This window comes from Shewanella baltica (genome assembly GCF_900456975.1).
Lineage (GTDB): Bacteria > Pseudomonadota > Gammaproteobacteria > Enterobacterales > Shewanellaceae > Shewanella > Shewanella baltica.
In genome coordinates this window covers 3,653,235-3,677,340 of the sequence record NZ_UGYM01000002.1, presented here as the reverse complement: position 1 = coordinate 3,677,340, position 24,106 = coordinate 3,653,235, and the positions used below count along the sequence as shown (strand labels likewise).

The following is a 24,106-nucleotide window of genomic DNA, read 5'->3' as shown; positions in this document are numbered from 1 at the left end:
CTATGTAAGAATCCTAATTTTAATTATCTATTGCGCTGTGCACTCAATGCAGTGCACAGCGTCTAGGCTTAAGCTAAAACCGAGGGAAAACATCATCAGAAGTGACCACAGGGGGTGGCATTTCCTGATTTAAAAACTGGCCATTATGGTAGCTATTAATCACCCGTATCCAGCCATGATCCTTAAACTCGTATTGTTTACCATCAAGCCTGCCTAGTTCGTCATAATTGGCGATTTGGAGCACATAGTCTTCAGATGAGCGTAATTCCCAATGGCCGACTCGTTTACCTTGGTCGAAGCGACCATACCAATAGCGTCTTTCAGGGTTGGGAATTGGGCGGAAACCGTACTCACCATCGGTAAATATCCAATCGCCATCCTGTTCACCATTACGGTATTCGCCTTTTTCATACACTTGGCCGTTACTGGCGTAACGCTGGACTAATCCATCGGGCTTGCCATGTTTAAAGTGAATAGATTCAAGCAACTGGCCAGAGTTGGTCTTGTTGAGGTATTCACCGTGGAGCTCACCATTATCATCGTGGCTATAGGTGAGGGTGGCGTCGTCCTGAAATTTCTTCCAAGTGCCTGCTTGTTTATCCTTGGCATATTGACCTTGCTCTACTAGCTGAGTTTTCCCTGTGGCAGGCTCAATTTTCACCGTCTCATAGGCGCCTTCACGCTTACCCGCCTGATAATATTCGCGGGAGAGGGTGATGACATCGTTGTAGTCGAAAGATTTTATCTGTAAGCCATTCAATTGCTTATTGAGTCGCTCCTGGCGCTCGATTAACAAGCCTTTTTTGAAGGTTTCGGAGAGTGACCAGTTTTTGAGTTTGTCTTCTTCTTGGGTCTCAATCAATTGGCCATCGCGATAGCGCTGCTGTTTACGATAAACCCAGCTATTACCTTGGTATTTGCTGTCTGTGGTTTTTTTAATTTGCCCTTGTTCATCGTATTCGATAGCTTGGAGGACATCACCCTTATCGTTGGTGACTTCCTTTAATTTGATCTGACCATTTTCATAATAAGTCAGCTGCTCACCGACCTTATAATCAGCTTGATATTGAAAGTGCCGCTTTACTTTACCATTGTCAAAATATTCAAAATAGTCGCCGTGTTTTTTATCCTTAAGCCACTCTTGGGTCGAGATGACTTGCCCGTTCAGGCCCCAAGTGGTCTCAGTGCCTTGCAGTAGGCCATCGACCTTGTGCTCCTCACGGTTAAGTTTGCCAAGGTTAAAATATTGGCTCACACAGGTAGGGTCATGGCAAATTTTGGCAGTGACTTCGCCTTCGGGGCCAAAATGTTCGCTGATGCCGACTTGTTGACCATCTTTAAAATCGGTTTTGTAGCGGATATTGCCGCCATTCCAATAACCCGTTTCAGGGCCTTGTTTCACACCATTTTCATAGTGTGACTCAGTATATAATTGGCCAGTGGCATTGTACTTTTTGATTACGCTATCGAGCTGACCTTGCGCGTTACGAAAGCCCTGTTCGTAGGGCTTTCCATCGTCGAAGTTACATTGATAAGGCCCGCGAAATTGCTCGCTAGTGAGGGCCTTACCGATATTTTTATCGGCAATGGCCGTTGAGCAGAAAAGCATATTCTTTTCTTTGTAGTAAACCTCGACCTTATAGTAGCCATCTGTCTGATCAACTGGTTGCTCAAAATAGTACTGAGCCTGTTTTTCATCTTTGACAACCTTCCAATGGGCATCGAGCAGCACGTTTTCTGCATTGGCATGGGTACTGATAAGTACGAGTGCTCCAAGGAGCCGTTTTACTGTAAATATACGCATGACTGCTCCTTTTTATGGCAAAGGTTTAAAGGTGAATTCATAGGGGATATCGACGGGCTCTTTGGTGACCGTCATATAACTCACCTTGGCGGCGGGGCCTGCGATACTTAAATAGCGACCATCGACCAGCAACTCGTTTATCCGCTGCTCAGTATTTTCGGGGAGTCGAATGGTTAACAGATTGCCTTGGGCATCTTCGACCTTAAAGTAATTTTTAAGATCGCTACTTGGCTCATTGCCATATCCGGTTTGCGTCAGCCAAGACTCTAAATCGATTAACCAAGGGCGGTCGGTTACAGCCAGTTCTAAAGGCTGCCAATGGATATCACCTTGGCAACGGATCTTACCCTTGATCTGTTTATCGTAGAAAAACTGCCGCACGCGGTCTGGGGTCATCAAACTATAGGCTGCCCCGTTTGGGGCGTTGGGATCAAACTGCCAAGTGACGGGATTTTTACCCTCATTAAAACCTTGATCTATTTCAGGTTTGCAGGCGGTTGCCAAGGCAGCTGACATGGGAATATACAGATTATGACCATTGTCAGTTACAGGTTTTATCCCTTGGATCGTATTGAATTCATTTTTTGCAGCATCTAGCGCCGGATTGATAAAGCTACCTAGGCCAGCGTTACCAAACTCGGTGGGAGGATTAGCCAGATTTTTGTTGTAGTCGCTAAATTGTACAAAGCGGATCGTTTTGGTTTGAGTCAACTCCGGCTGGGGTTGTTGCTCAATTAACATCAGGGTTTTAGGAATTTCATCCAGCTTGAGTAACAGTGCGTTGCTGGTAAGGTGATGGCTCTCATCGGCCCCTATCAATTGTTCTAGCAGCTCCTTTTCCGTCGCCGTTAGCCAAGAGGGATAATTACCTTCGCGACGGGCCTCAGCCATCATGCCTTTAAATTGTTGGAAAGGCAGATTAATACTCTGATCCTCACTCTGTTTTGACACGACTTTAAAGAGTTTCGCCTCGGCATCGAGTACTTGGATTGTTAGGCTGGCATCGCCAACCCTGTAAGGTGTTGCCAGCAGTTCATCCCACGACTTTTCGACTATCTTATTCGTCTGTGGGATAAGTGTTAGCTTGGCAGTAATATGGTCTATCTGTTTGAGTTTATTCGCGATGTTATCCCACCCAGTCGCAATAATATCGGTTGCAGATTCAATCGAGGGATGGTAATTCCTCGCCCAACCTTTACCGTGCTGCCAGAAGTGAATGTCAATCGGTTTGCCGTTAGCATCAAAGGCGGTTAAGTCCTCATAACGCACATCGGCTTCCACATATTGCGGACTCATATTGTGGACAAAGCGCAATTGCAGATCTTCAGGGGTATCAGTGCCCCAAGGGCCAAGATTATCTAAAATACCTTGTTGATCAGGTAATAAGGATTTTATAAATGCCTCATTATTGGGGCGATATTCCTGCGCTACATCGCTAATGCGGTACAGCTCCTTTTGCCTATCATCCCTATCGCGCTCAGCATCAAAGCTATCATCGGCATGCCAAAGCGTGCTCATGATGTAAGGGCGATCCTTAGGCGCCATTACGGTTCGGTGAGTAAAGGTACGCCCTTGGCGCTCTTCCCGTTGAAAAAACGCCATGCTCTCTAACCAACCGGTTTTGCGGTTAACTTCGAACTTGCCATAGGCCTTATACTTGTCTTTCTCCCCTTGTAATACGGCGATCAACTTATCTTCACTGACCTGCTCAACCGTCCAAGTTAAGCGCCCATCCATGGGGGCGTTGATGCTATAACCGACGCTAGGCTCAAGCGCTACAGGCATGATTGGGGCTTGTTTAAACAAGTGATTAAGATTTTGCCAGCGCTCAAATAACTCCTTGATATCTTTTTGATCCATCTTGGCAATGGGGGTCAGTTCGCGGACTTCACCATTACTAAATTCCACATTAAAGCCATCTTTAACCAACTGAAAGATTTCATTGGACTTGCCTTTGGGGTCAATATTGCTCACCGGGATCGGCATGCCATAATCGCTAATTTGCAACAGGTTAGGTTGGATAAAAAAGCGGGCGTTATGGGTTAACGGTGCGGTTAAGCTGGCCGCCTTACCCTCTACATCTTGTAATTGGTAATCCAGCAGTAATCGTGCCTGCAACACCTTGCGAGTTTCGAAACCATCGTTGAGGCTTATGGTAGAAATAATCTGATACTCGCGATCTGTGGGTATATTCGCCGTAACCGATTCTGAGGACGTCGTTGAGTCATCGCAGGCGGTTAACAAGAGTGTGATACTTGCCACTGTCAGTGCGATTGCTGCGTGAACTGCCTTGTATTTCCCTGTGGCCATTTGTACTCCCTTGGCTACGCATGTTATTGAAATGTAAATGTATTAATCTTGGTTTGGCGACATTATACACAAAAACTATCTGAGGCAATAAAACGACGTCATCAAAATGTGAGCTTAAAAGGCGAGTAAGCAAGGTAAAGAGAATGTCCGTGCTTATTTGTTTGCGACGAGGTTTAGGTCAGTCTTGCGGCAGTAAAGACGAGCTTAAGCGGATAATTAAGCTGGAAATAAAACAAAACCCAAACCAAGGCGTGCTTGATTTGGGTTTGCGCTGGGATCAGCTTTTTCTATTTCGATGCTCGAGATCAGTGATTGATACTCGAGGACAGAAAGCTGTTATCGAAAACAAGTTACAGCGAGAGGATCACGCTGGCGATTGCCGCACTCATCAGGTTAGCGAATACGCCAGCGGCAATGGCGCGAAAACCATTACGGGCGATAAATTCGCGGCGCTCTGGCACCATGCTACCCAGTCCACCGATCAAAATTGCCATGGTTGAAATGTTCGCAAAACCACACAGGGCAAAAGTCACAACGGCCTGAGAATGGGCGCTCAGTTGGTCTTCGACTTTCATTAACTGGATAAAGGCCACAAACTCATTGACCACGATTTTTTGGCCGATCAGTGAGCCCGCAGTAATGGCTTCATGCCAAGGGATACCCAGTAGCCACGCCATAGGTGCGAACAGATAACCGAGCAAAAATTCGAAGCTTAACTGGTAACCGAACCATTCACCCACAGCGCCTAACATGCCGTTCAGCAGGGCGATAACACTGACAAAAGCCAGTAGCGTGGCACCGATCCCCACAGAAATCCGCATGCCAGACATAGCGCCATCGGCTAAGGCTTCAACCACATTGGTGGCGCGGGGCAGTTCGACTGAGGTGATTTCATCTGAGCTGTTTTTATCGTTTTCGTTGGGTGGCATGAGAATTTTCGCCATCAACAGACCCGCAGGTGCTGACATAAAGGCAGCGGCAATCAGATAGTTAAGATCGACACCTAAAGCTGCATACCCCACTAAAGTACCGCCCGCAACTGAGGCTAAACCACAGCTCATGACCGCGAAGAATTGCGAATCGCTCATGTGCTTTAAATAGGGCTTGATCACCAGCGGCGCTTCAATCATGCCGACGAAGATATTTGCCGTGGCTGATAAAGACTCGGCGCGGCCCGTGCCCAGTAAACGTTGCAGACCGCCACCAATAATGTTGATCACCTTAGGCATTAACCCAATATGGTACAGGGCCGAAATCAGCGCCGAGAAGAAGATGATGATACCTAACACATTGATCGCAAATACGAAGCCGACTTTACCCGTGGCGAGATCGCCAAACAGAAAGCCTATCCCTTGGTTGCCATAGGCAATCACGCTCGACACGCCCGCCGTAACAGATTGCAATACGGCCTTACCCGCAGGGACGTAGAGCACTAACAGGGCAAATATAATTTGTAGGCCTAGGGCTAAAATCACAGTGCGGTAGGGAATGTTCTTGCGGTTCACTGACAGTAACCAAGCAAAAAACAAGATGCTAATCATGCCTAATATCGCGGTCATAATGGGTTTATTCTTTTGAGTGATAGAAGAAGTCGCGCATTGTAGGCCGAGTCAGCGTAAGGGCAAGTCGAGGGCGTTACTGGGCTGTTACGATAAAAGCGTCGAAAATAGCAACTATTTAAGTTGCTGTTTATGTTGGATAATAAAAGTTATTTTGGCTACTGTTGCCCAGAGGAAATAATATTTGTGTCTGCGGCAATAATAGAAATCACGCCACAGACGACTTTAGGCTGGTGCAGTAGTCAGTGCTGGTTTGAAATGCAGCTTAAGTGACTGTTGCTTAAATGACAGTAGCTTAAGTGGCTGCAGTTTAAGTGGTTGCAGTTTAAATGACAGTCTTACCTAACCAAGGTTTGAGCTTTTTATCCCAGTAGGGCGGGTGGCCGATATGGGACTTTAAACATTCGATAATCACTTTGTACTTAGTCGGTAAATGGCGCCGCCTTGGGTAAACCACATAGACGGGCATCTGCTGCAGTGGTTTCCAATCGGGTAAGAGTTGAATGAGTTTGCCGCTTTGAAACTCATCACTGAGTAAATACGTGGCCACGTAGCCTATACCTCTTCCTGCAATCACGGCATTGCGCACGGCTTCTGCTAAGTCGACACGGTAATTCCCCGCCACATGCACGGTTTGTTCTAGGTCATCCTTAGCAAAACTCCAGCGATCATAATTACGGCTTTTGCTTTGATAGATAACACAATTGTGCTGAGCTAACTCCCGCGGATGGTGTGGCACGCCGTGCTTGAGCAAATAATCGGGAGAGGCGACCACCACAAAGTTCGTCTCGGCGAGGTGCTGGGCGATATAGCCTTCGTTTAGCTGCTCATGGTTAGTGATCCACAGATCGAGACCTTCCTCTAGCATGTCGGCCTTATGGTCGAATAGGCTTAGTTCAAATCGTAATTCGGGATACTTTTGCTGCAACACTTCCAGCGCGGGGATGATGTGTAAGGTGCCAAAGGATTGGGAGGAACCGAGGCGAATCGTGCCGCTAATGTCGTCGCGGGCATCTAGCATTATCGCATCGGCATTTTGTGTCGCTTCAAACACTTGCTCACAGTAATGGGCAAACTGTTGGCCAGCGTCAGTTAACACTAAGGTGCGAGTAGTGCGTTGCACTAACAGCAAGTTCAGCTCAGCTTCCAACGCGCCAATTTGTTTGCTGACATAGGAGGTCGAGGTTTTTAACTTAGCTGCCGCTTGGGTAAAACTGCCACTGGTCACCAGAGTGTGAAATATCACCATCTGGCTAGCTCTATGTTGTATCACGCCAAGCCCTCTAGAATCTAAATCGCTATTTTAAGCTAGCCTAGCCCTAACCGACAGCCGTTTGTGCCAATCGTGTGTTATTTCAAACCAAGCTTACAAAACAGCGCACGTTAAAGTCAGTTGCCCTAAGTACGATTCTTCCTTTACTCTTGAGTTAAATCTTAACACCCACAAGCTAGGGAAGTGACCTGTGGTTAGCTTGTTCAACGGAGGAATAACGATGACACAGCAAGACAAGCAAGCCGTAGCAGAAAAAAGCCAGATGAGTGTTCAGAAAATACAACCGATACCGCAGGAAGCCTTTGACTGGTATGACGAATATGCCCATGGCATTATCGACCGCCGTGAGTTTATGGGGCGGCTTGCAGGACTTGTGGCGCTAGGGTTTACCATGACAACGCTCACGGGCGCACTCATGCCGAACTATGCCCTTGCCGAACAAGTGTCGTTTAATGACCCCAGTATTCAAGCCAGCTATGTTAAATTTCCCTCGCCCAATGGCTACGGTGAAGGGCGCGGCTATTTAGTAATACCTAATGAGTTATTGCTTGCTGGCAGTGCCGCTGGTGAGCCCAAGACTTTAGATCCCACTAAAAAAGCCGCCGTGGTATTGGTGGTGCACGAGAACCGTGGCCTAAATCCCTATATCGAAGATGTTGCTCGCCGATTAGCGGCGCAGGGGTATATCGCCTTCGCCCCCGATGCACTTTATTCCCTCGGTGGTTATCCGGGCAATGATGATGCGGGCCGCGCCATGCAAAGCAGTTTAGACAGAGCCAAAATTGAACAAGACTTTATTGCCGCCGCGCAGTTTTTAAAATCCCATCCTCAGAGCAATGGCAAACTCGGTGCCGTGGGCTTTTGTTTTGGCGGCTATATCGTCAATATGCTGGCCGCGACCATTCCCGATGAGCTTAATGCTGGCGTACCTTTCTATGGCACACCCGCGGCAGCGGAACTGCGTAGCCGCGTGAAAGGGCCGCTAATGTTGCAGTTTGCTGGATTGGATCAGCGGGTGAACGACACTTGGGCCGAGTATGAAACCCAGCTAAAAACCAGTAAAGCCGATTACGTCGCCTATCTTTACCCGAATGTGAATCACGGTTTCCATAACGACTCAACAGGACGATACGATAAAGCTACCGCCGAGCTCGCATGGGCGCGCAGCTTAGCCTTCTTCGATAATCGACTGCGTGGTTAGTGAGAGTAAACGCCGTTGACTGACAGATTTTCGTGCTCTATATCAATCAAGCAAAAGCCGACGCTAGCGTCGGCTTTTATCTTAAATTTCCCACATATCCATGCGGGTTAGTCGTGCTCGAGGATCACTTCTTTCAAGCTTTGGATAGTCTTCACATCGAGATTACCGGGTTGTGTGCTCCAGGTGAGTCTTAGGTAATTGGCTAAGTCTTTAATCTGCTCGTCGCTTAACTCATCAGCATATCCCGGCATGGCATAAAAGCTGGTGGTGAGGTTGTAATGCTGGCTCTTAATGCCTTTTAGCATCACGGCGACGATATTATGGGGACTCGCTTTATCTAAGGTGGCGTTACCAGCCATCGCGGGGGCGACGTTGGGGCGACCTTCACCATTTTGACCATGGCAACCGGCGCAGTAACCTTTGTAGAGCGTATAGCCTGGCAGTTCAGGTTTATGGCCGTTAAAGGTGAGCGCTTGTGGTTTAATATCTTCGTCGGTATCGAGCAGATAACTGCTTACCGCGCGCATATCATCATCGGTTAAGTGGCTGAAGCTGTGATACACCACGGGATACATGCCGCCAAAGACTGTACCTTTGCGGGAATAGCCTTCAGTAAACAGCGACTTAAGATCCTCATGGGTCCAGTTTTGCCTGTTAAGCTCGGCGGGTCTAATGTCCGATGCTTCAAGTCCTTCGATAATCGCGCCTTCAAAGTGCTTGTCCTGCTCCATGGCAAACATCGTGTCTCTTGGGGTGTGGCATTCACCGCAATGCCCTAGGGCATTGACTAAGTAATTGCCGCGATTCCAATGCTCGCTTTTTTCCTTGCTCGGGGTAAATTCCTTGGCATCGTGGGCGACTAAGTTCCAGGCTTTTAGGCCAAAACGCAGGTTAAACGGAAAGTACACATCATTGTCGCGATTGGCTTGCTTGATGGGTTTAGTACTCATCAAATAGGCATAAATCGCCTTAGTGTCGTCGTCCGTCAGCAGGCTGTATGACGTGTAGGGCATAGCAGGGTAGAGGTTGCCGTTGACGCCAACACCGTGGTGCATGGCATCAAAAAAGTCCTCGTAACTGTATTTGCCAATCCCAGTTTCTTTATCAGAAGTGATATTGGTCGAGTACACAGCGCCAAAGGGCGTTTCGAACGGCAAACCGCCCGCGAGTTCACGCCCGCCCACCGCAGTATGGCAGGCCACGCAGTCGCCTATCTTCATCAGATACGCGCCGCGTTCGATGTCACTATTTGTTGTATTGCCACCTTCATCGGCAACGCTGCTGGAACAGGCGAGCAAACCTAGCCCTAAACTCAGGAGTAGATTGTGGCTCAACAGATTTTTTATCCTACTAATATGCGGGAAATGGCGCAGATTGGCTGATGTCATCACAGGGTTAACCCCTTAGTGTTGAGGATCAGATCTTTGACCGCCGCATAGTATTTTACGTAGCCAGTACAGCGGCATACGTGTTCACTCAAGGCATCTTCTACGACTTTTTCAACTTGATCTTTAGCGATAGGTTGTCGCTCTAATCGCTCAAGCAGCGCAGTCGATTCGTTGACAAAGCCCGAGGTACACCAGCCACATTGAAACGAGAAATGTTCCAAAAAAGCCTCTTGCACTGGGCTCAGGGCGGTGATTTCACCAAGGGAGTTTTGTCTAGCATGACCTTCGACTGTGCGGACGCGTTTACCATTAAAACGCTCGACGCCATTGATGCAGGTACGCACCACTTCGCTCATGCCTTGCTCGTCGTCGACGATCACTGTACAGGCGTGGCATACGCCCGCGCCGCAACCAAACTTAGTACCTGTGAGGTTTAAGTATTCATGTAGAAACTCAATCATCATCACGCCATCGGCGACTTCAATCGGGCCTACGGCTTGGTTATTAATGGTCAGTTTAATAGACTGGCTCATGCCATGGCCTCCTTAATTTTTTTCGCTGTCATAGGTAAATCGTAAAAACGGACATGGGTCGCTTGATACACGGCTTCAATCAGCGCCGCGACCACAGGGATCATCACCACTTCGGCGATACCACGGCTGGGATCGTTATCAGATAACTGTGGCAATATGGTATGACGTTGATCCCACACGCCCACATGGCGCGCTAACGGCACCTGATAGCGATTGAGGTTCCACGTACCATTGCCAGCGCCAGCTTCAAATGGCGGTAAGCCTTCATGCAGTGCATGGCCAATTCCCATCGCAAGGCCACCTTGAATTTGCCCTTCGACCAGTTCTTTCACGATCACTTTGCCCGCCTCTAACCAAGTATGAGAGCTCAGCAGCGTGACTTCGCCATTGCCTTCGTTAACGGCCACTTCAACCAAAGTAGCGCAGGGGGCGTAGTAGGTCACCATGGCATTGTTCAGTTCGGCCTTGGGATAACTCATGGCTTGACGATCGATCAAGTGATAGCCGTTAGACTTCATGCTGGCTTGGCGCGCTTTGATACTCATAGTCGTGTCGGAAGTAGCCGCAAACGTCGCGTTACCTTCGCCGTATTGCAGTGCCAGCGCATCGAGTGCTAAACGTTCTTTAGTGCCAAGAATGTCGAAATCGGCCTCGGCCCAAGCCCAGCGATTAAAGGCATGGCCCATCACGCCGACCACTAAGCCCATGTCGTGGGCGCGTTTCGCGAGAATATCGATCGACAGTGGCGGAAAGCCCAAGGCGGTTAACTTGCCATCGACCCAGCGACCATCGCGGGCGTTATGCAAATTAGTCGAGCCCATTGGCGTGTTAAAATACAACTCGTTCCAAATCGATACCGCCGCAGGCCACAGGCCGTGACGGTAGATCACGTCGGCGGCGATGCGGGTGACATGGCTTTGATAATAGGCCGACATAGATGCCGACGAGGCCATGGCTTTAACCGGTGTCCAGCGTGGATTGGCCGCCATTTCATCTTGGCGTTGCTGCGAAATAATATAAGGATTATCGGTTTGCACTAATTGCATCGCATCCCAAATATCCACTTCGGCGAGTTTTACTTCATCGGCAAAGTTGCCGAGGGCATCGCTGACCACCACGGCTTGGGAGGTTTGCGTGCCAGTGCCCATTTCGATAAAGCCGATTTCTAGGGTGATTTTACCGTCTTTCGCTAGGCGAACCGCCGCACTTGGCGCCGCTGCACCTGTACCATAATCTTTAGTGGCGATACCAAAACCGACGCCGTAACGCATCCCCGGATGTTTGGCCTCATAGTCCTTTTTATTCACCGCACGGTTTTGCCACACGGGATCTTGTTCGGCCATGTCGAGCATTTCGCGGTAACGCAAAGTGCCGTTAGGAATTGCGCCTTGCGTATTACGCTGGCCGGACTCCATCACGTTGGCGGCGCGCAGTTTAAAGGGATCAACCTTTAACTCGTCGGCTATCTCGTGGATCATGCATTCCATCGCCGTCATCGATTGCAACGTGCCATAACCGCGCATCGAGCCCGCATCTGGGTTACGCGACGCATAGGCGGTGGCGATAATATCGTTGCGCGGTGTGTAGTAAATACTTTGCATCGCCGTCGCGCCAACCGAAGTGACAGACGGAGTGAAGTTCACTCGTCCGCCGCCATCGACTGTCATCTGCGAAGTTAAGGCTTGGATTTTTAAGGTCGATTTATCCACCGCTAAGCGGCTTTTCATGATGAACGGATGACGTTTAAGCCCAGATTGGAATTGCTCGAATCTGTCATTGGCGAGTCGGATTGGCCCCTTGGCATAAATGGCCGCGAGCACGCCGTAATAGGGGAATATCGAATGGTCTTTCGCGCCAAATCCACCGCCGATATAAGGCGAGTGCACCACCAAATGTTTTACCTTGCCTGCCAGTGGGCCAGATAACAGCATGTGCACTGCCATCTCTTGAAAGTCCTGCGGCGACTGCGAGGTAATCACAGTATGAAATGTTTGGCTCGTTGCGTCATACCAGCCATTAAAGGCTTCGGGTTCCATCATCATAGGATCGATGATCTGGGTGCGATATTCCCGCTCTAACACTTGCCATTGTTGATTAGCTTGGGCGCTAGCAATCTGCTTATCTATCTCGCCCGCATAATAAAGCCCGCGCTCAGATACTGTCCCTTTGGCATTCGGATTGCCTAACCATTCTGGCTTGCGATCTTTTACGCTGGGGAAAAATAGCCCATCGTGGAGCGGGCTATATAAATCTTCCCTTGCGCCATTTTCACCTTCAACTCGAATAAGGCGCCAGCTGGCGTAAGGGTCTTTGGTGTCCGACACAAACGGCGTTTGCTCACCAAAGCGCAGTAAGGTCTGATCAAATTGCAGCAAGGACTTAGCTTGCTTAAAGGCGGGGAAACTGTCGAACAATAATATCGCCACCGCATGACCTAAGTAGTCGGCGGTTTGCCCCTCGGCCAGCAACATGTTGTCACCGTAAAAATCGGGCAGCTTAACCTTATCACGGGCCAGATCGGCCGCAGTGATCACTTTATAGGGCTTAGCCGACGCGGGCAGATGGTCGAGGGAAAAGCCTTGATAAACATGGGAGGCATCGGCGGCGCGAAGTATAAAAGCGTAACCTTGCTGCTTGGGCCAGCCTTCCATGTCCATAGCGCGGTAATCACGGCCATAGACCTTTTGGCCTGTGACTTTCGCTATGCCGTCGTTACGAAACTTAGGTTTGGATTGACCATTAACCTGAGTTTGCCATTTGGCTGCCAGTTCAGGTGAGACAATTGCCGCATTCGCGCGACTCATTTCCCACAACAAAGGGGCCGAATATACGGCAACCCCGCCAATCACACATTGCTTGATAAAGGTCCGGCGTGATGTATTAGATGGTTCCATATCTCAACCTCAGTTGTGCTTCCGTGTCATATCAGCCGCGCTGCTTGGTATCGCCCGATATAGGCTTGTTGTCGATCGACTTTTTATTGATTGTTGCGACATAACTTTGATAAACACTGAATGTAAATTTACATTAGCCACGTTAGCATGTAGGGCTGAAAATGCAAATTTAGGTCGCAAATTGCAGCAGTTTTAATCAAGCTAAATCCGTGTGTAGCGCCTGTGTTATCAGGCTTCTACAGTGATGTTCGCACTGTGATTCAACTCAGTTACGTTATGGCTGAATTTTGCTCAGAGCCCTTTGCTTAGTCTCCCTTAGCTAATGCATTCACTGAACCCATTTTCCCATGTCAAAATTAGCTCGCTTGCCAAAATAAGACCGCCTGACACATCGAGACTTCATGCCACTGCAAGATAAAGAGATAGTGCTATTTGATGGCGACAGGTTTAGTCATATACATTCATACCCATATCGTTAAATCAGTGTTTGCTTAATCACTTGATTTGTAATGCTAAAGTTATAGACAAGTGTACGCTATGTCGCTATCTTAGGTTTTTAACAAGGATGAGCTTTAATCGCGTACCCGCGATTCGAGTCACTTGCATCAGGACGATGTGTCTTTTCTCTTTCTTAGATACCCAACTCCTCCTGCAAATTGGTGAATATGCTTTGGCACTTATTTTCTTGTTGCTCTGTGTTTGTAGCACTGTACTGAGTGTTATGGGTTAACCGTTTCGCGTTGAGTTCGTTGAGTTCGTTGAGTTAGTGCGGCCTAACGGCCGAGGTGAATCAAGGTCGTGGGTCTTCAACCCACACCCGACCAAGAGGGGATCAACAGCAATTCCCTCTTGGATCTCCCTTGCCGCCCCCAACGGAGTTGAAAGCCCCTTGTGCTCATTGGCAAATTTGCTATCGCTTCCGAAGGATGCATCCCTGCACCTGCGAAAACTAGCTCGCCATCCATGGCGAGACTCACGCAATTTGCCTATTCGCCCTGCGGCAACTCCAAGGGGAAATGTATTCCGCGGCTACTGTGTTCGCTTAGTGTTTGGTGTGATTAAAGTTTTGATACTGGGCTTGATAGGTACAGTCAGCAACATCTTAATGTTGCTCGGATTTTAACGGCATAAATCGCATTTTTATCGGTAATGGACTTTGGAAGTTAGGGATGAAATCAGTTTTACAAATTACGTTGGGGATCTTGTTAGCGGGCTTGGTCACTTTATTAGTGCGAATTGGCTATTTGAGTTATGTCGAATACCGCCTGACACAAGGACTTAATGAGTTTGCTATGCAGCAAAAGCAAACGGAACTTGCTCGCCAGCAGGCTGCGAAAGATCGCCAGCTTGCTGAGTATCAGATTCAGCAAGAGTTACAACAAAATGCGGCTGAAAAATCCAGACTAGCCAAGCAAAACGAGGCCGCGCGACTACGTAAAGCCGAAGCATGGCGCAAGTATTATCTTGTCCCCGAAGACTGTAAAAACTTTAAGTCCGACGAACACATGGTCAACTGCATCAACCACAAAGCCGATGCAAAAGCAGAATTTGATAGAATATACGATTTAGAAAAATCATTACCTTAGTATGCTTTTATATTAAGGTTATGGTAAACGATAATGTCTATGCTTTATTTTATAAAGCTAGAGTGTGAACTTTTTTATAATAAATTTAGTAAGGAATTGAGATGCTAGACTTTGATCGCATAAAAACATCAATGATTGTCTTTGCTCTTGAAAAAGAGTTAGGGAATTTAGTTCTGAATAATGATTCCTCATTAATTGATTCTTCAGCTATTGATACTATTTCTGAACGTGAAGAGTCCAAGAAGAGAAATAAAGTCTTAGATGCCAAAATGTTAGTTAAGGCTAGTTACTTTGGAGAGCTTTTTGATTTTGCTATAAGTGTAAGCAAAGATAAGTCAGTTCATGACTATTTAATAGAGTTAAAAAGCTTTTGTTTTGCAAATGATATTTTTGAAATACGTAATGCTGTTAGTCATTCGACAAAGGACTTTCATGTCAATTATTGGTATAGAGCCGCAGCGATTGCAACTCATCCTACAATAGAGAAGTTAAACTTTGAAATGTTACAAGAGGCTCTGTATTGTGCTGAGAATAATGAGCTAAAAGAGCCGCCAGAGGAGTGGTTGGAAAAGATTTGCTGGTCAATACCTAATAATCTACCTGAACAGTTTGAGCATTCGATTACATCTCTAATTGGAAGAAATAAAGAAAGTGAATTATTGAAAGCAAAGATTAGATCTCCAAGGGCTGATTTTATCTCAATTATTGCTCCAGGAGGGATTGGGAAAACTGCATTAGTTCTTGATGTTTTACAAGATATTAGTTTAAGTCCCGACTTTTCTGATGTAGTTGATGGGATATGTTTTGTTACATTGAAAAGAGTAAGTCTGACGGCAGATGGACTTGTATGTTTTGATGCCATTAAAACAATATCTGAAATCGAAAAAGAAATTGAAGATTACTTTGTTGAGTACCATGGTGATGAATCTATAATTTTTGAGGATGTAAAAGAAAAGTATAATGAAATGAAGTTAATATTGTGCATTGATAACTTAGAAACTTTGCTAGTTGAAAGTCCTGAAACCTTTCAGCCATTTATTGATGATTTACCACGAAATTGGAAAGTAATAGTAACAAGTAGAGTCACAGTTTATGATTCATCAAATATGCCTCTCCCCGGTTTGACAGATGGGTTATGTTTTAATTTGGCTAGAGAGTACATGCTCAAGAGGGGGATAACACACAGTCATAAAAATGATATTAATACTTTAGTAAAAAACTCAAACAACAATCCCTTGGCAATAAGATTATCTATTGACTTGATTGGGAAGGGGTACTCAGTTCCTGATTCTATTTCACATACTAAAAGTGAAATTGTAAAATTTTCATATGATAATTTAATTGATAAGTTGTCACATGACTCTATAAGAATTCTAGAGTCTCTACTTGCTGGTGGTGCTTTATCTAGGAGGGATTTATCTAGCTTTCTTGAATTGACTACTGATGAATTGGCTGAATCAATAAAAGAATTGACTGCAACAACATTAATTTATAAAAGTAAATCTGATGAGGTATATAGTTTAAGTGACTCCATCCGAGAGTTATTGGTTCTAAATCCAAGAAATTTAGAGGTTAGGACGCAGTTAAATGAGAAAATAAGACGTCGAAATATGGAAATTTCTCAGATAAGCAAAGAGCAAGAAGGGCTTAATATTGATAGGTTTGATGCTAATTATATACCAGATGATATCAGTCCTGAATTGAAAATTGTTTCTAAAAAAATTAACTCGTTATGTGCGAGTAAAAATATTTCAATAGAAAATGCTGCAGCTATATTTAGCTCGCTTGATCGTTTTAATGAAATTGATAAAAATGCATTTTTTTTCTTCCAGCATGGTCGTGTTTTTCAAATGGTTAGTGATTATCCTGGTGCGGTAAAAGCATATGGGCGTTCAATCGTATTGACAAAAAATCCAGTAGTTATGCTGCAGTTAGCTAAATTATATGGTTCTCAAAATGAGACGCCTAATGCATTGAAGTTATATGAACAGTTAATTGACGGTCGTTATGCAGAGCCAGAAAACTCTTCAGCAAGATTTTCAAATGATGTTATATATGGGTATTTTATTTCTTTGCTATACCTAGGAGAGTATGAAGTTATTTTTGATAGAACTGAAGATATTGGCTCTCACAGGTATCGAGAGATGTTACTTCTTTTTCGTGCTGCAGCATTTAAGCGTAGTGTTGAGAATAAAGTCCATTTAGGAGGTGATGATTGTAAGCAAAAGCTAACTAAAAGTATGGAGATTTTTTCCATTATATTTAGAGAGTATGGCTATAAGAATAAGTCTTGTGTTGAATTCCGTAAACTTACAAGCGAGCTTGCACAGTATTGCTTTTATAATTACTTTAAAGATTCGGGATTTGCGTCAAGTGTTACTAAGTTTGTATCTGCCCATGCACATCAAGTTATGACTCAAATGGTTGCAGATTCAGATTTTTGTTATAAGTTTAAGAGTGTAATTGGAACGTTGTATCGTCTTAAAGTTGAGGGTAATTTTTTTGATAGTGATTATTGGCATGAGCTATTAGATTGCTTTATGAATGATAGTAAAGCCGTAAACAATGGATTTACAGTTGTTAAAGTTAGTTCAATACATGCTAGAGATTCTAGGAATTTTGTAATTTGTGTTGATAAAAATTCGGAAACATATTTAGTTCATAAAAAAACGCTAACTTCTGGAGCATCAAGATGTTGGGAACAAATTGATACCGGATTTCCATTGTGTATAAAACATCGACCAGATTTGAATGATTCGAGTAAAAAAATTGTTTACCAAACAACATTGTTTTATATTTAGTTTTTACGTAATTAGTTGATAAAAAGGGACTCTCATCGTCAATTGCACTGTAGTCGATTTCCAGCTATGTTTTGGTCTTGCTTTAAATAAGCCGAGAGATATATAACTCTTTGAATGCTAAAACTTTACCCTAGTGCCACAGAAGTTCACCGATCCCCTGCGAAGTTGCTGAAGGGCGTTGAAGAAAATAGCGTGACGCAGACAGGACGTCTGCGTAGCTTTCGGGGGGAAGGGACGCCCCATCGGAAGCGTTAGCTATTTTCGAATAAGCACGAAGCCACTAATCAATGCATGTAACTTCGCTAGGGGCGTCTTGGAGAATCCAAGGAGGATAGGACGAGCAGTCCTCCTTGGTCGGGTGTGGGGTGAAGCCCCACGACCTTTTCGGTCGCAAGACCGATCTTAGATCTCATACCGCGTTAGCGTAATAAAGATCCTGATTATTCAGGATCATAATCAAGCACTGGCGCTAGCCACTTCTCCGTCTCAGCTACAGTCATTCCTTTACGCTTCGCATAATCTTCCACTTGATCGCGGCCTATGTTACTCACGCCAAAGTAGCGCGATTTCGGGTGGGCGAAATACCAGCCCGATACTGCCGCTGTGGGGAACATGGCGTAGCTTTCGGTGATGTTCAAGTCGATAGTCTCATCGGGCTTGAGCAAGTCCCATAACAAGCCTTTTTCTGTGTGATCAGGGCATGCTGGGTAACCGGGTGCGGGGCGTATACCTTTGTATTTCTCGCGGATTAAGGCTTCGTTGCTTAACTGCTCATCGGCCGCATAACCCCAAAACTCTTTACGCACGCGTTCGTGCATCCGCTCGGCAAAGGCTTCGGCCAAACGGTCGGCTAAGCATTTGAGCATGATGGCGTTGTAGTCGTCGTGGTTGGCTTCAAAACGTGCCACATGTTCGTCTATGCCGTGGCCCGTGGTCACCGCAAAGCCGCCCATGTAATCGGCGACGCCTGAATCTTTTGGCGCGACAAAGTCGGATAGGCAGAAGTTGTCGTTACCGACACGCTCAAGCTGCATCCGCAGGTGATGTGTGGTCATTTCAACTGTGGTGCGCGACTCATCGGTATACAGCTCAATGTCGTCGTAATTGACGGTATTGGCAGGGAATAAGCCGATAACCGCTTTCGCCGTGAGCCACTTTTCTTCGATGATTTGCTTGAGCATGGCCTGACCATCGGCGAACAGCTTTTGCGCTTCTTCACCGACGACTTTATCGGTGAGGATTTCAGGGTAGTGGCCGTGCAGTTCCCACGAGCGGAAAAACGGTGTCCAGTCGATACGCTCAACTAAGTCTTCTAATGGATAATTATCAAATACTTGGCGCCCGAGCACGTTTGGCGTGAACGGAGTGTAGTTCGCCCAATCGTGTTGGCAGCGGTTATCGCGCGCCGCTTCGAGTGACACTATCTCTTTGCGCTTGGCTTGGGATAAACGCTTAGTGCGCATGTCGTCGTATTCGGCATAGGTTTCGTCTATGGTCGCTTGGCGAGTCTCGTTGTTGATGAGCTTACTCACCATAGGCACGGCGCGGGACGCATCGGCAATATAGATAGCGCCATGGGGATAATGGGGCGCAATTTTCACCGCTGTGTGGATTTTCGAGCAAGTGGCACCGCCGATGATCGCCGGAATGGTTAAGCCTTCGCGGTGGAAGGTTTTCACGTTATGCACCATCTCGTCCAGACTCGGTGTGATGAGGCCCGACATGCCGATGATATCGATATTGTGTTCTTTCACGGCGTCGAGAATTCTCTCCACCGACACCATCACGCCTAAATCAAATACCTCAAAACCGTTACAGGCGAGCACCACGCCGACGATATTCTTGCCGATATCATGCACGTCGCCTTTTACCGTCACCATCAAGATCTTGCCGTTAGATTGGCCTTCGACCTTTTCCTGCTCGATATAGGGGTTTAAGTAAGCCACGGCTTTTTTCATCACCCGCGCCGATTTCACCACCTGCGGCAGGAACATCTTGCCCGAGCCGAACAAGTCGCCGACCACGTTCATGCCGTCCATCAAGGCGCCTTCAATCACATCCAGCGGACGTTTTGCTTCTTGGCGAGCGGCTTCGGTGTCTTCATCGATAAATTCGGTAATGCCTTTGACGAGCGCATGGGATAAGCGTTGGCTCACCGGCCAGCTGCGCCATTCTAAATCTTCTTTCTTACCCACCTGTGCGCCATCACCGCGGAATTTCTCCGCGATTTCAAGTAACTGCTCGGTATTGCTTGAGCCTTCGACTGGGCAAGGCAAGTTAAGCACCACGTTTTCGACCCGTACTTTAAGCTCAGGATCGATATCGTCGTAAATGGCTAACTGACCCGCGTTGACAATACCCATGTCCATGCCGACTTTGATGGCGTGGTACAGGAATACCGCGTGAATCGCTTCGCGCACTGGGTTGTTACCGCGGAACGAGAACGACACATTCGACACCCCGCCCGAAATCATCGCGTGGGGCAGGGTGGCTTTAATCGCTTTGATGGCATCAATAAAATCGACTGCATAGTTGTCGTGTTCATCGATACCGGTGGCGATGGCAAAAATGTTCGGGTCGAAGATGATGTCTTCTGGCGGAAAGCCGACCTTATCAACCAGCACCCTATAAGCGCGGGTACAGATTTCGATTTTACGCGCCTTAGTATCGGCCTGACCTTGTTCGTCGAATGCCATGATAATGGCCGCCGCGCCGTAGCGTTTGACTAAAGTGGCTTGCTCAATAAACTTGGCTTCGCCTTCTTTAAGGGAAATAGAGTTAACTATGCCCTTGCCTTGAATACATTTGAGGCCAGCTTCGATCACTTCCCACTTAGAGGAGTCGATCATAATCGGCACGCGGCTGATGTCGGGCTCAGAGGCGATCAAGTTTAAAAACTTGTGCATGATCTCGGCGCCATCGAGCATGCCTTCGTCCATGTTGATGTCGATGATCTGCGCGCCGCTTTCGACCTGCTCGCGAGCCACATCAAGCGCTTGCTCAAACTTGCCTTCTTTGATCAGCTTTAAAAACTTGGCCGAACCTGTGACGTTGGTGCGTTCACCCACGTTAACGAACAGGGATTGGGCATCGATAGTCAGTGGTTCCAAACCAGCTAAGCGGCAGGCGACAGGGATATCGGGTAAAACGCGCGGGTTATGTCTGTCGACCGCTTCGCGAATAACGCGGATATGTTCAGGCGTACTACCACAACAACCACCGATAATATTGAGCATGCCTTCGCGCGCCCAATCTTCGATCACATTCGCCATGTCTTCTGGGGTTTCATCATAGCCGCCAAACTCGTTCGGCAGGCCTGCATTCGGATGCGCCGACACATAACATTCGGCGATACGCGATAATTCTTCGACGTACGGGCGCAGTTCTTTTGGTCCTAGCGCACAGTTAAGGCCGATAGATAACGGCTTGATATGGCGCAGGGAATTATAAAATGCTTCGGTCGTTTGGCCAGTCAGTGTGCGGCCAGAGGCATCGGTAATAGTGCCCGAGATCATGATTGGCAATCTGTCTTTAGAATGCTGACCAAATAAGTCATCAAATACCGATTCAATCGCAAACAGTGCTGCTTTGGCATTTAAGGTATCGAATATGGTCTCGACCATAATGATATCCGCGCCGCCTTCAATCAGCGCCTTGGTGGATTCTCGGTAAGCACTCACTAACTCATCGAAGCTGACGTTGCGATAGCCTGGATCGTTCACATCGGGGCTAATCGAACACGTACGGTTAGTGGGGCCTAACACACCAGCGACGTAGCGCGGAATGCCTGTGGCAGCAAAGACTTCATCACAGGCTTCACGGGCGAGGCGGGCGCCAGCTAAGTTAATTTCGGCGGACAGCGACTGCATGTCGTAGTCGGCCATGGCAATAGTCGTAGCATTAAAGGTGTTGGTTTCAATGATGTCGGCACCGGCGTTTAAGTAGTCGGTGTGAATTTGTTTGATGATGTGGGGTTGCGACAACACCAATAAATCGTTGTTGCCTTTGACGTCAGTGTGCCAATCTTTAAAGCGTTCGCCGCGATAATCCTCTTCTTCGAGCTTGTGGTCTTGGATCATAGTGCCCATGGCACCGTCTAAGATTAGAATGCGCTCAGCAAGCTGTTTACGAATGTCTGCCAATATCTGGCCGGCTTTGGTAGAGGGTATCGTCATAAATAATTACCTTAAATACAGCTAAGTTAAGTCCAAGCATCGACCCTTGTTATGCTAAGTGCAGGGTAAAGCGTGTTGTGCAGTCCAGATATCGGCTCTCGTTATCGACCCAAGTGAGTTAGCTAACTTAGTTAGGCTAAGTGCATTCCATTCTGCTCGGTCGATATTTGACTACTCGTTTTAGTTATTTATCGTTAGAGTTTAGTTTTGGACATTTAAACGTATAGACGTCCATAATACGCGACTTATGATTGTCAGGGCAAGGTCAAAATTGACTAACGACAATTGAGTCCTATCACCACTTTTCACCCAGTTTAACGGCTCTTTTTTTTAGGGCTAGTTGTTAGGCTATTTGCAGGGCTAGGGCGTAATTGAGTATATAGGACGACGGGTCTAATGTGGGTTTTCAACAAAATTTGCCATGAGTGATAGACATAGGAATACGATGAAACAAGTTCGATTGTTATTGTTACGCCACGGCGAGTGTGAAGGCGGCGCCATTTTACGCGGCCGTGTGGATGTGCCTTTAAGCGAAAAGGGCTGGCAGCAAATGTCGGCTGCTGTTGAGGCGCAGGCAAGTACCTGCAGCGCGATTTATAGTTCGACTTCACGCCGCTGCGGCGAATTTGCCCAAGCCTTTGCCGCCGAGCTGCATTCGACGGCGGCATTGATATCTGAGCCAAGGCCATTGCAGGCGCAGTTTTTGTCGGTTTTACAGGAAATCGACTTTGGCGATTGGGACGGTCGTCGGCTCGATGAGCTTTATCAGCAAGAGGGCGAAAGCTTAGCTGCCTATTGGCAAAACCCTTGGCAAACGCCGCCGCCCAATGGTGAGACTATGGCAAGCTTCGAGTCGCGGGTGAATGGCGCAATTGACCAGATACTCGCCGCCGAGTTTGAACGATTGACCGTCGACTCAGATAACGCCGAGCAGGCTGTGGGAGCGAGTCTGGGAGTGAGCGTGGCTGCGGGCGAACTGGCTGCCAAAGTATGGGTGGTGACCCACGGCGGAGTGATCCGTCACTTAATGGCGCGCGCCCTTGGGGTTGAACGGGCGGTGGGATTTTACAGTCAACTCGATTTACCCGTGGCGGCCGTGGTGAGCATTAATGTGCTGCAAGATGAACACGGCGTTTGTTACTGGCGTTTAGATTGGCCGAGCGGACGCTGCGAGTGATCCGCGTTGCCCTAAGGTGAAGATTTTTCTTGTCTTAGCAGCGTGATTGTCGATTGCCAATTAAGGCAAATATAGGATAATGCTTTTTCCTGACGTTACCCGATACACACGGCCTTGCAAGGCTGGTGGCAGTGTATCGGCTGACGTCACAGAAATAGGTGTTGGGAGTTTTGAGTGGTGCGAGTGTGTTCTGTGGCAACTATTGCCTAGACACGCTGCAAAGGCTTGAAATCAATCTCAACATAATAGGGAATCGGGGAGCTGCTTGTCAGTCAGCCCGAACTGTGCCCGCAACTGTGAGTGACTTTTTATATTGTTTTCAATACAAAAAGTGACGAGTCAGGAGACCTGCCTATTTCTGTTATCGCTGCGTGCAGCCTTAGTTCTCGAGCGGGTGACTCGAGGGAGCCGATGACAATGTGCACAACCTTTTTTTATTCAGGTTTGGACTCGCTAGGAGCACCACTTTGGTGAAACTCTCTGCCATCCAAACGAGCCATGCTTTGAATGACAGCGACACTCGCCCATCAGCGAGCCAGACGGTCGCGCTCGATGTCAGCCAGTTAAGCTGGTGTATCGATGGCAAAACCATTCTTTCCAATATTAACTTTGCGCTGTCAACGGGGCAGATGTTGGGTTTGATTGGGCCTAACGGTGCGGGTAAGTCTAGCTTGCTACGCTGTTTGTATCGGTTTGTTCGCCCGACTCAGGGCAAAATTACCTTGTTTGATCAAGATATTGAGCGTTTGTCGCCCAAGGCGTTTGCCTGCCGCGTCGCAGTAGTGCAGCAAGACACGCCGCATTATTTTGACCTAACCACAGAGCAATTGGTGAGCATGGGCTTAACGCCGCATAAGGGCATGTTCGATACCAATTCGAGCTGTGATGGCGAGCGCATTGCCAAAGCCTTAGAGAAAGTCGGCCTCAGTCATAAAATGCATCAACAGTACGAGCACTTATCTGGCGGTGAAAAGCAGCGTGCCTTGATCGCCCGCGCCATAGTGCAGCAGCCGCAACTGTTGATCCTCGATGAGCCAACCAACCACCTCGATGTGCGTTATCAAATCCAAATCCTCGAATTAGTGCGTAGCCTTGGCATCAGCGTGATTGCCTCTATTCACGATCTCAATTTAGCCAGCGCCCTGTGCGACAGTTTATTGTTGATCCATAACGGTGAAGTCAGCGCTATGGGCACGCCAACCGAGGTATTAACCGAGGCGCGAATTGGTGATGTGTTCGGCGTGTGCGCTCAGGTGTCGACCCATCCACAACATAAAAAGCCCTTAATCAGCTACTTCTATGGCTACCATGATTCGACGCACAACATGGCTGAAACTTTGGCTGAGCGAGGCGAGGGCGGATGATTCAGGGAGTAAACAGCATTTCATCTCACATTTGGGGCGTA

13 protein-coding genes and 1 riboswitch are annotated in these 24,106 nt (G+C 47.3%); of the genes, 5 read left to right on the top strand and 8 right to left on the bottom strand.

Annotated features, from left to right (window positions below; all coding sequences use genetic code 11):
- Positions 1-73: 73 nt before the first annotated feature.
- From DYH48_RS16455 to DYH48_RS16435, 4 genes are all read right to left on the bottom strand, one after another.
- A complete protein-coding gene (locus DYH48_RS16455; RefSeq protein WP_115335375.1) occupies positions 74-1,804 on the bottom strand; it encodes a toxin-antitoxin system YwqK family antitoxin in 1,731 nt (576 codons plus the stop codon).
- A 12-nt stretch (positions 1,805-1,816) separates the two neighbouring features.
- A complete protein-coding gene (locus DYH48_RS16450; RefSeq protein WP_172481203.1) occupies positions 1,817-4,114 on the bottom strand; it encodes a hypothetical protein in 2,298 nt (765 codons plus the stop codon).
- A gap of 350 nt (positions 4,115-4,464) precedes the next feature.
- On the bottom strand, positions 4,465-5,673 hold the full coding sequence (locus tag DYH48_RS16445) for a NupC/NupG family nucleoside CNT transporter (RefSeq protein ID WP_115335374.1): 1,209 nt from the start codon (positions 5,671-5,673) through the stop codon (positions 4,465-4,467).
- A gap of 325 nt (positions 5,674-5,998) precedes the next feature.
- Positions 5,999-6,946: a LysR family transcriptional regulator gene (locus DYH48_RS16435; protein ID WP_115335372.1), complete on the bottom strand. Its 948-nt coding sequence runs from the start codon at positions 6,944-6,946 to the stop codon at positions 5,999-6,001.
- 220 nt (positions 6,947-7,166) lie between these two features.
- On the opposite strand from DYH48_RS16435, the gene DYH48_RS16430 reads away from it, so the two are divergent.
- Positions 7,167-8,147 carry a dienelactone hydrolase family protein gene (locus DYH48_RS16430; protein ID WP_172481202.1) on the top strand — a complete coding sequence of 327 codons (981 nt, stop codon included), beginning with the start codon at positions 7,167-7,169 and terminating at the stop codon, positions 8,145-8,147.
- 107 nt (positions 8,148-8,254) lie between these two features.
- Here DYH48_RS16430 and DYH48_RS16425 read toward each other — a convergent pair whose 3' ends face one another.
- From DYH48_RS16425 to DYH48_RS16415, 3 genes are read right to left on the bottom strand one after another with little or no spacing between them, the layout of a single operon-like run.
- Positions 8,255-9,535: a cytochrome c gene (locus DYH48_RS16425; protein WP_115335371.1), complete on the bottom strand. Its 1,281-nt coding sequence runs from the start codon at positions 9,533-9,535 to the stop codon at positions 8,255-8,257.
- The gene (locus DYH48_RS16420) at positions 9,535-10,068 is read right to left on the bottom strand and encodes a (2Fe-2S)-binding protein (protein WP_006085889.1); all 534 of its coding nucleotides are present in this window, start codon (positions 10,066-10,068) and stop codon (positions 9,535-9,537) included. Before DYH48_RS16420 ends, DYH48_RS16425 begins: the two co-directional genes overlap by 1 nt.
- Positions 10,065-12,962 (bottom strand): xanthine dehydrogenase family protein molybdopterin-binding subunit, encoded by a 2,898-nt coding sequence (locus DYH48_RS16415; protein WP_115335370.1) that lies wholly within the window; start codon positions 12,960-12,962, stop codon positions 10,065-10,067. Before DYH48_RS16415 ends, DYH48_RS16420 begins: the two co-directional genes overlap by 4 nt.
- A gap of 1,169 nt (positions 12,963-14,131) precedes the next feature.
- On the opposite strand from DYH48_RS16415, the gene DYH48_RS16405 reads away from it, so the two are divergent.
- On the top strand, positions 14,132-14,548 hold the full coding sequence (locus tag DYH48_RS16405; RefSeq protein ID WP_115335368.1) for a hypothetical protein: 417 nt from the start codon (positions 14,132-14,134) through the stop codon (positions 14,546-14,548).
- Positions 14,549-14,649: 101 nt separating this feature from the next.
- The gene (locus DYH48_RS16400) at positions 14,650-17,349 is read left to right on the top strand and encodes a hypothetical protein (protein ID WP_115335367.1); all 2,700 of its coding nucleotides are present in this window, start codon (positions 14,650-14,652) and stop codon (positions 17,347-17,349) included.
- 440 nt (positions 17,350-17,789) lie between these two features.
- On the opposite strand, the gene metH is transcribed toward DYH48_RS16400, so the two are convergent.
- Positions 17,790-21,524, bottom strand: a complete 3,735-nt coding sequence (gene metH, locus DYH48_RS16395) for a methionine synthase (protein ID WP_115335366.1) — start codon at positions 21,522-21,524, stop codon at positions 17,790-17,792.
- Between the two features lie 445 nt (positions 21,525-21,969).
- Here metH and DYH48_RS16390 point away from each other — a divergent pair, with 445 nt between their 5' ends.
- A complete protein-coding gene (locus DYH48_RS16390) occupies positions 21,970-22,701 on the top strand; it encodes a histidine phosphatase family protein (protein ID WP_115335365.1) in 732 nt (243 codons plus the stop codon).
- Positions 22,702-22,905: 204 nt separating this feature from the next.
- Positions 22,906-23,071: riboswitch (cobalamin riboswitch) on the top strand.
- Between the two features lie 100 nt (positions 23,072-23,171).
- Positions 23,172-24,065 carry an ABC transporter ATP-binding protein gene (locus tag DYH48_RS16385; RefSeq protein WP_115336155.1) on the top strand — a complete coding sequence of 298 codons (894 nt, stop codon included), beginning with the start codon at positions 23,172-23,174 and terminating at the stop codon, positions 24,063-24,065.
- Positions 24,066-24,106: the final 41 nt, after the last annotated feature.

Coding starts and splice junctions, on each gene's coding strand:
- DYH48_RS16415 (WP_115335370.1), bottom strand. CDS start 12,962: ATGGAACCATCTAATACATCACGCCGGACCTTTATCAAGCAATGTGTG.
- DYH48_RS16430 (WP_172481202.1), top strand. CDS start 7,167: ATGACACAGCAAGACAAGCAAGCCGTAGCAGAAAAAAGCCAGATGAGT.
- DYH48_RS16425 (WP_115335371.1), bottom strand. CDS start 9,535: ATGACATCAGCCAATCTGCGCCATTTCCCGCATATTAGTAGGATAAAA.
- DYH48_RS16400 (WP_115335367.1), top strand. CDS start 14,650: ATGCTAGACTTTGATCGCATAAAAACATCAATGATTGTCTTTGCTCTT.
- DYH48_RS16455 (WP_115335375.1), bottom strand. CDS start 1,804: ATGCGTATATTTACAGTAAAACGGCTCCTTGGAGCACTCGTACTTATC.
- DYH48_RS16420 (WP_006085889.1), bottom strand. CDS start 10,068: ATGAGCCAGTCTATTAAACTGACCATTAATAACCAAGCCGTAGGCCCG.
- DYH48_RS16390 (WP_115335365.1), top strand. CDS start 21,970: ATGAAACAAGTTCGATTGTTATTGTTACGCCACGGCGAGTGTGAAGGC.
- DYH48_RS16450 (WP_172481203.1), bottom strand. CDS start 4,114: ATGGCCACAGGGAAATACAAGGCAGTTCACGCAGCAATCGCACTGACA.
- DYH48_RS16405 (WP_115335368.1), top strand. CDS start 14,132: ATGAAATCAGTTTTACAAATTACGTTGGGGATCTTGTTAGCGGGCTTG.
- DYH48_RS16445 (WP_115335374.1), bottom strand. CDS start 5,673: ATGACCGCGATATTAGGCATGATTAGCATCTTGTTTTTTGCTTGGTTA.
- metH (WP_115335366.1), bottom strand. CDS start 21,524: ATGACGATACCCTCTACCAAAGCCGGCCAGATATTGGCAGACATTCGT.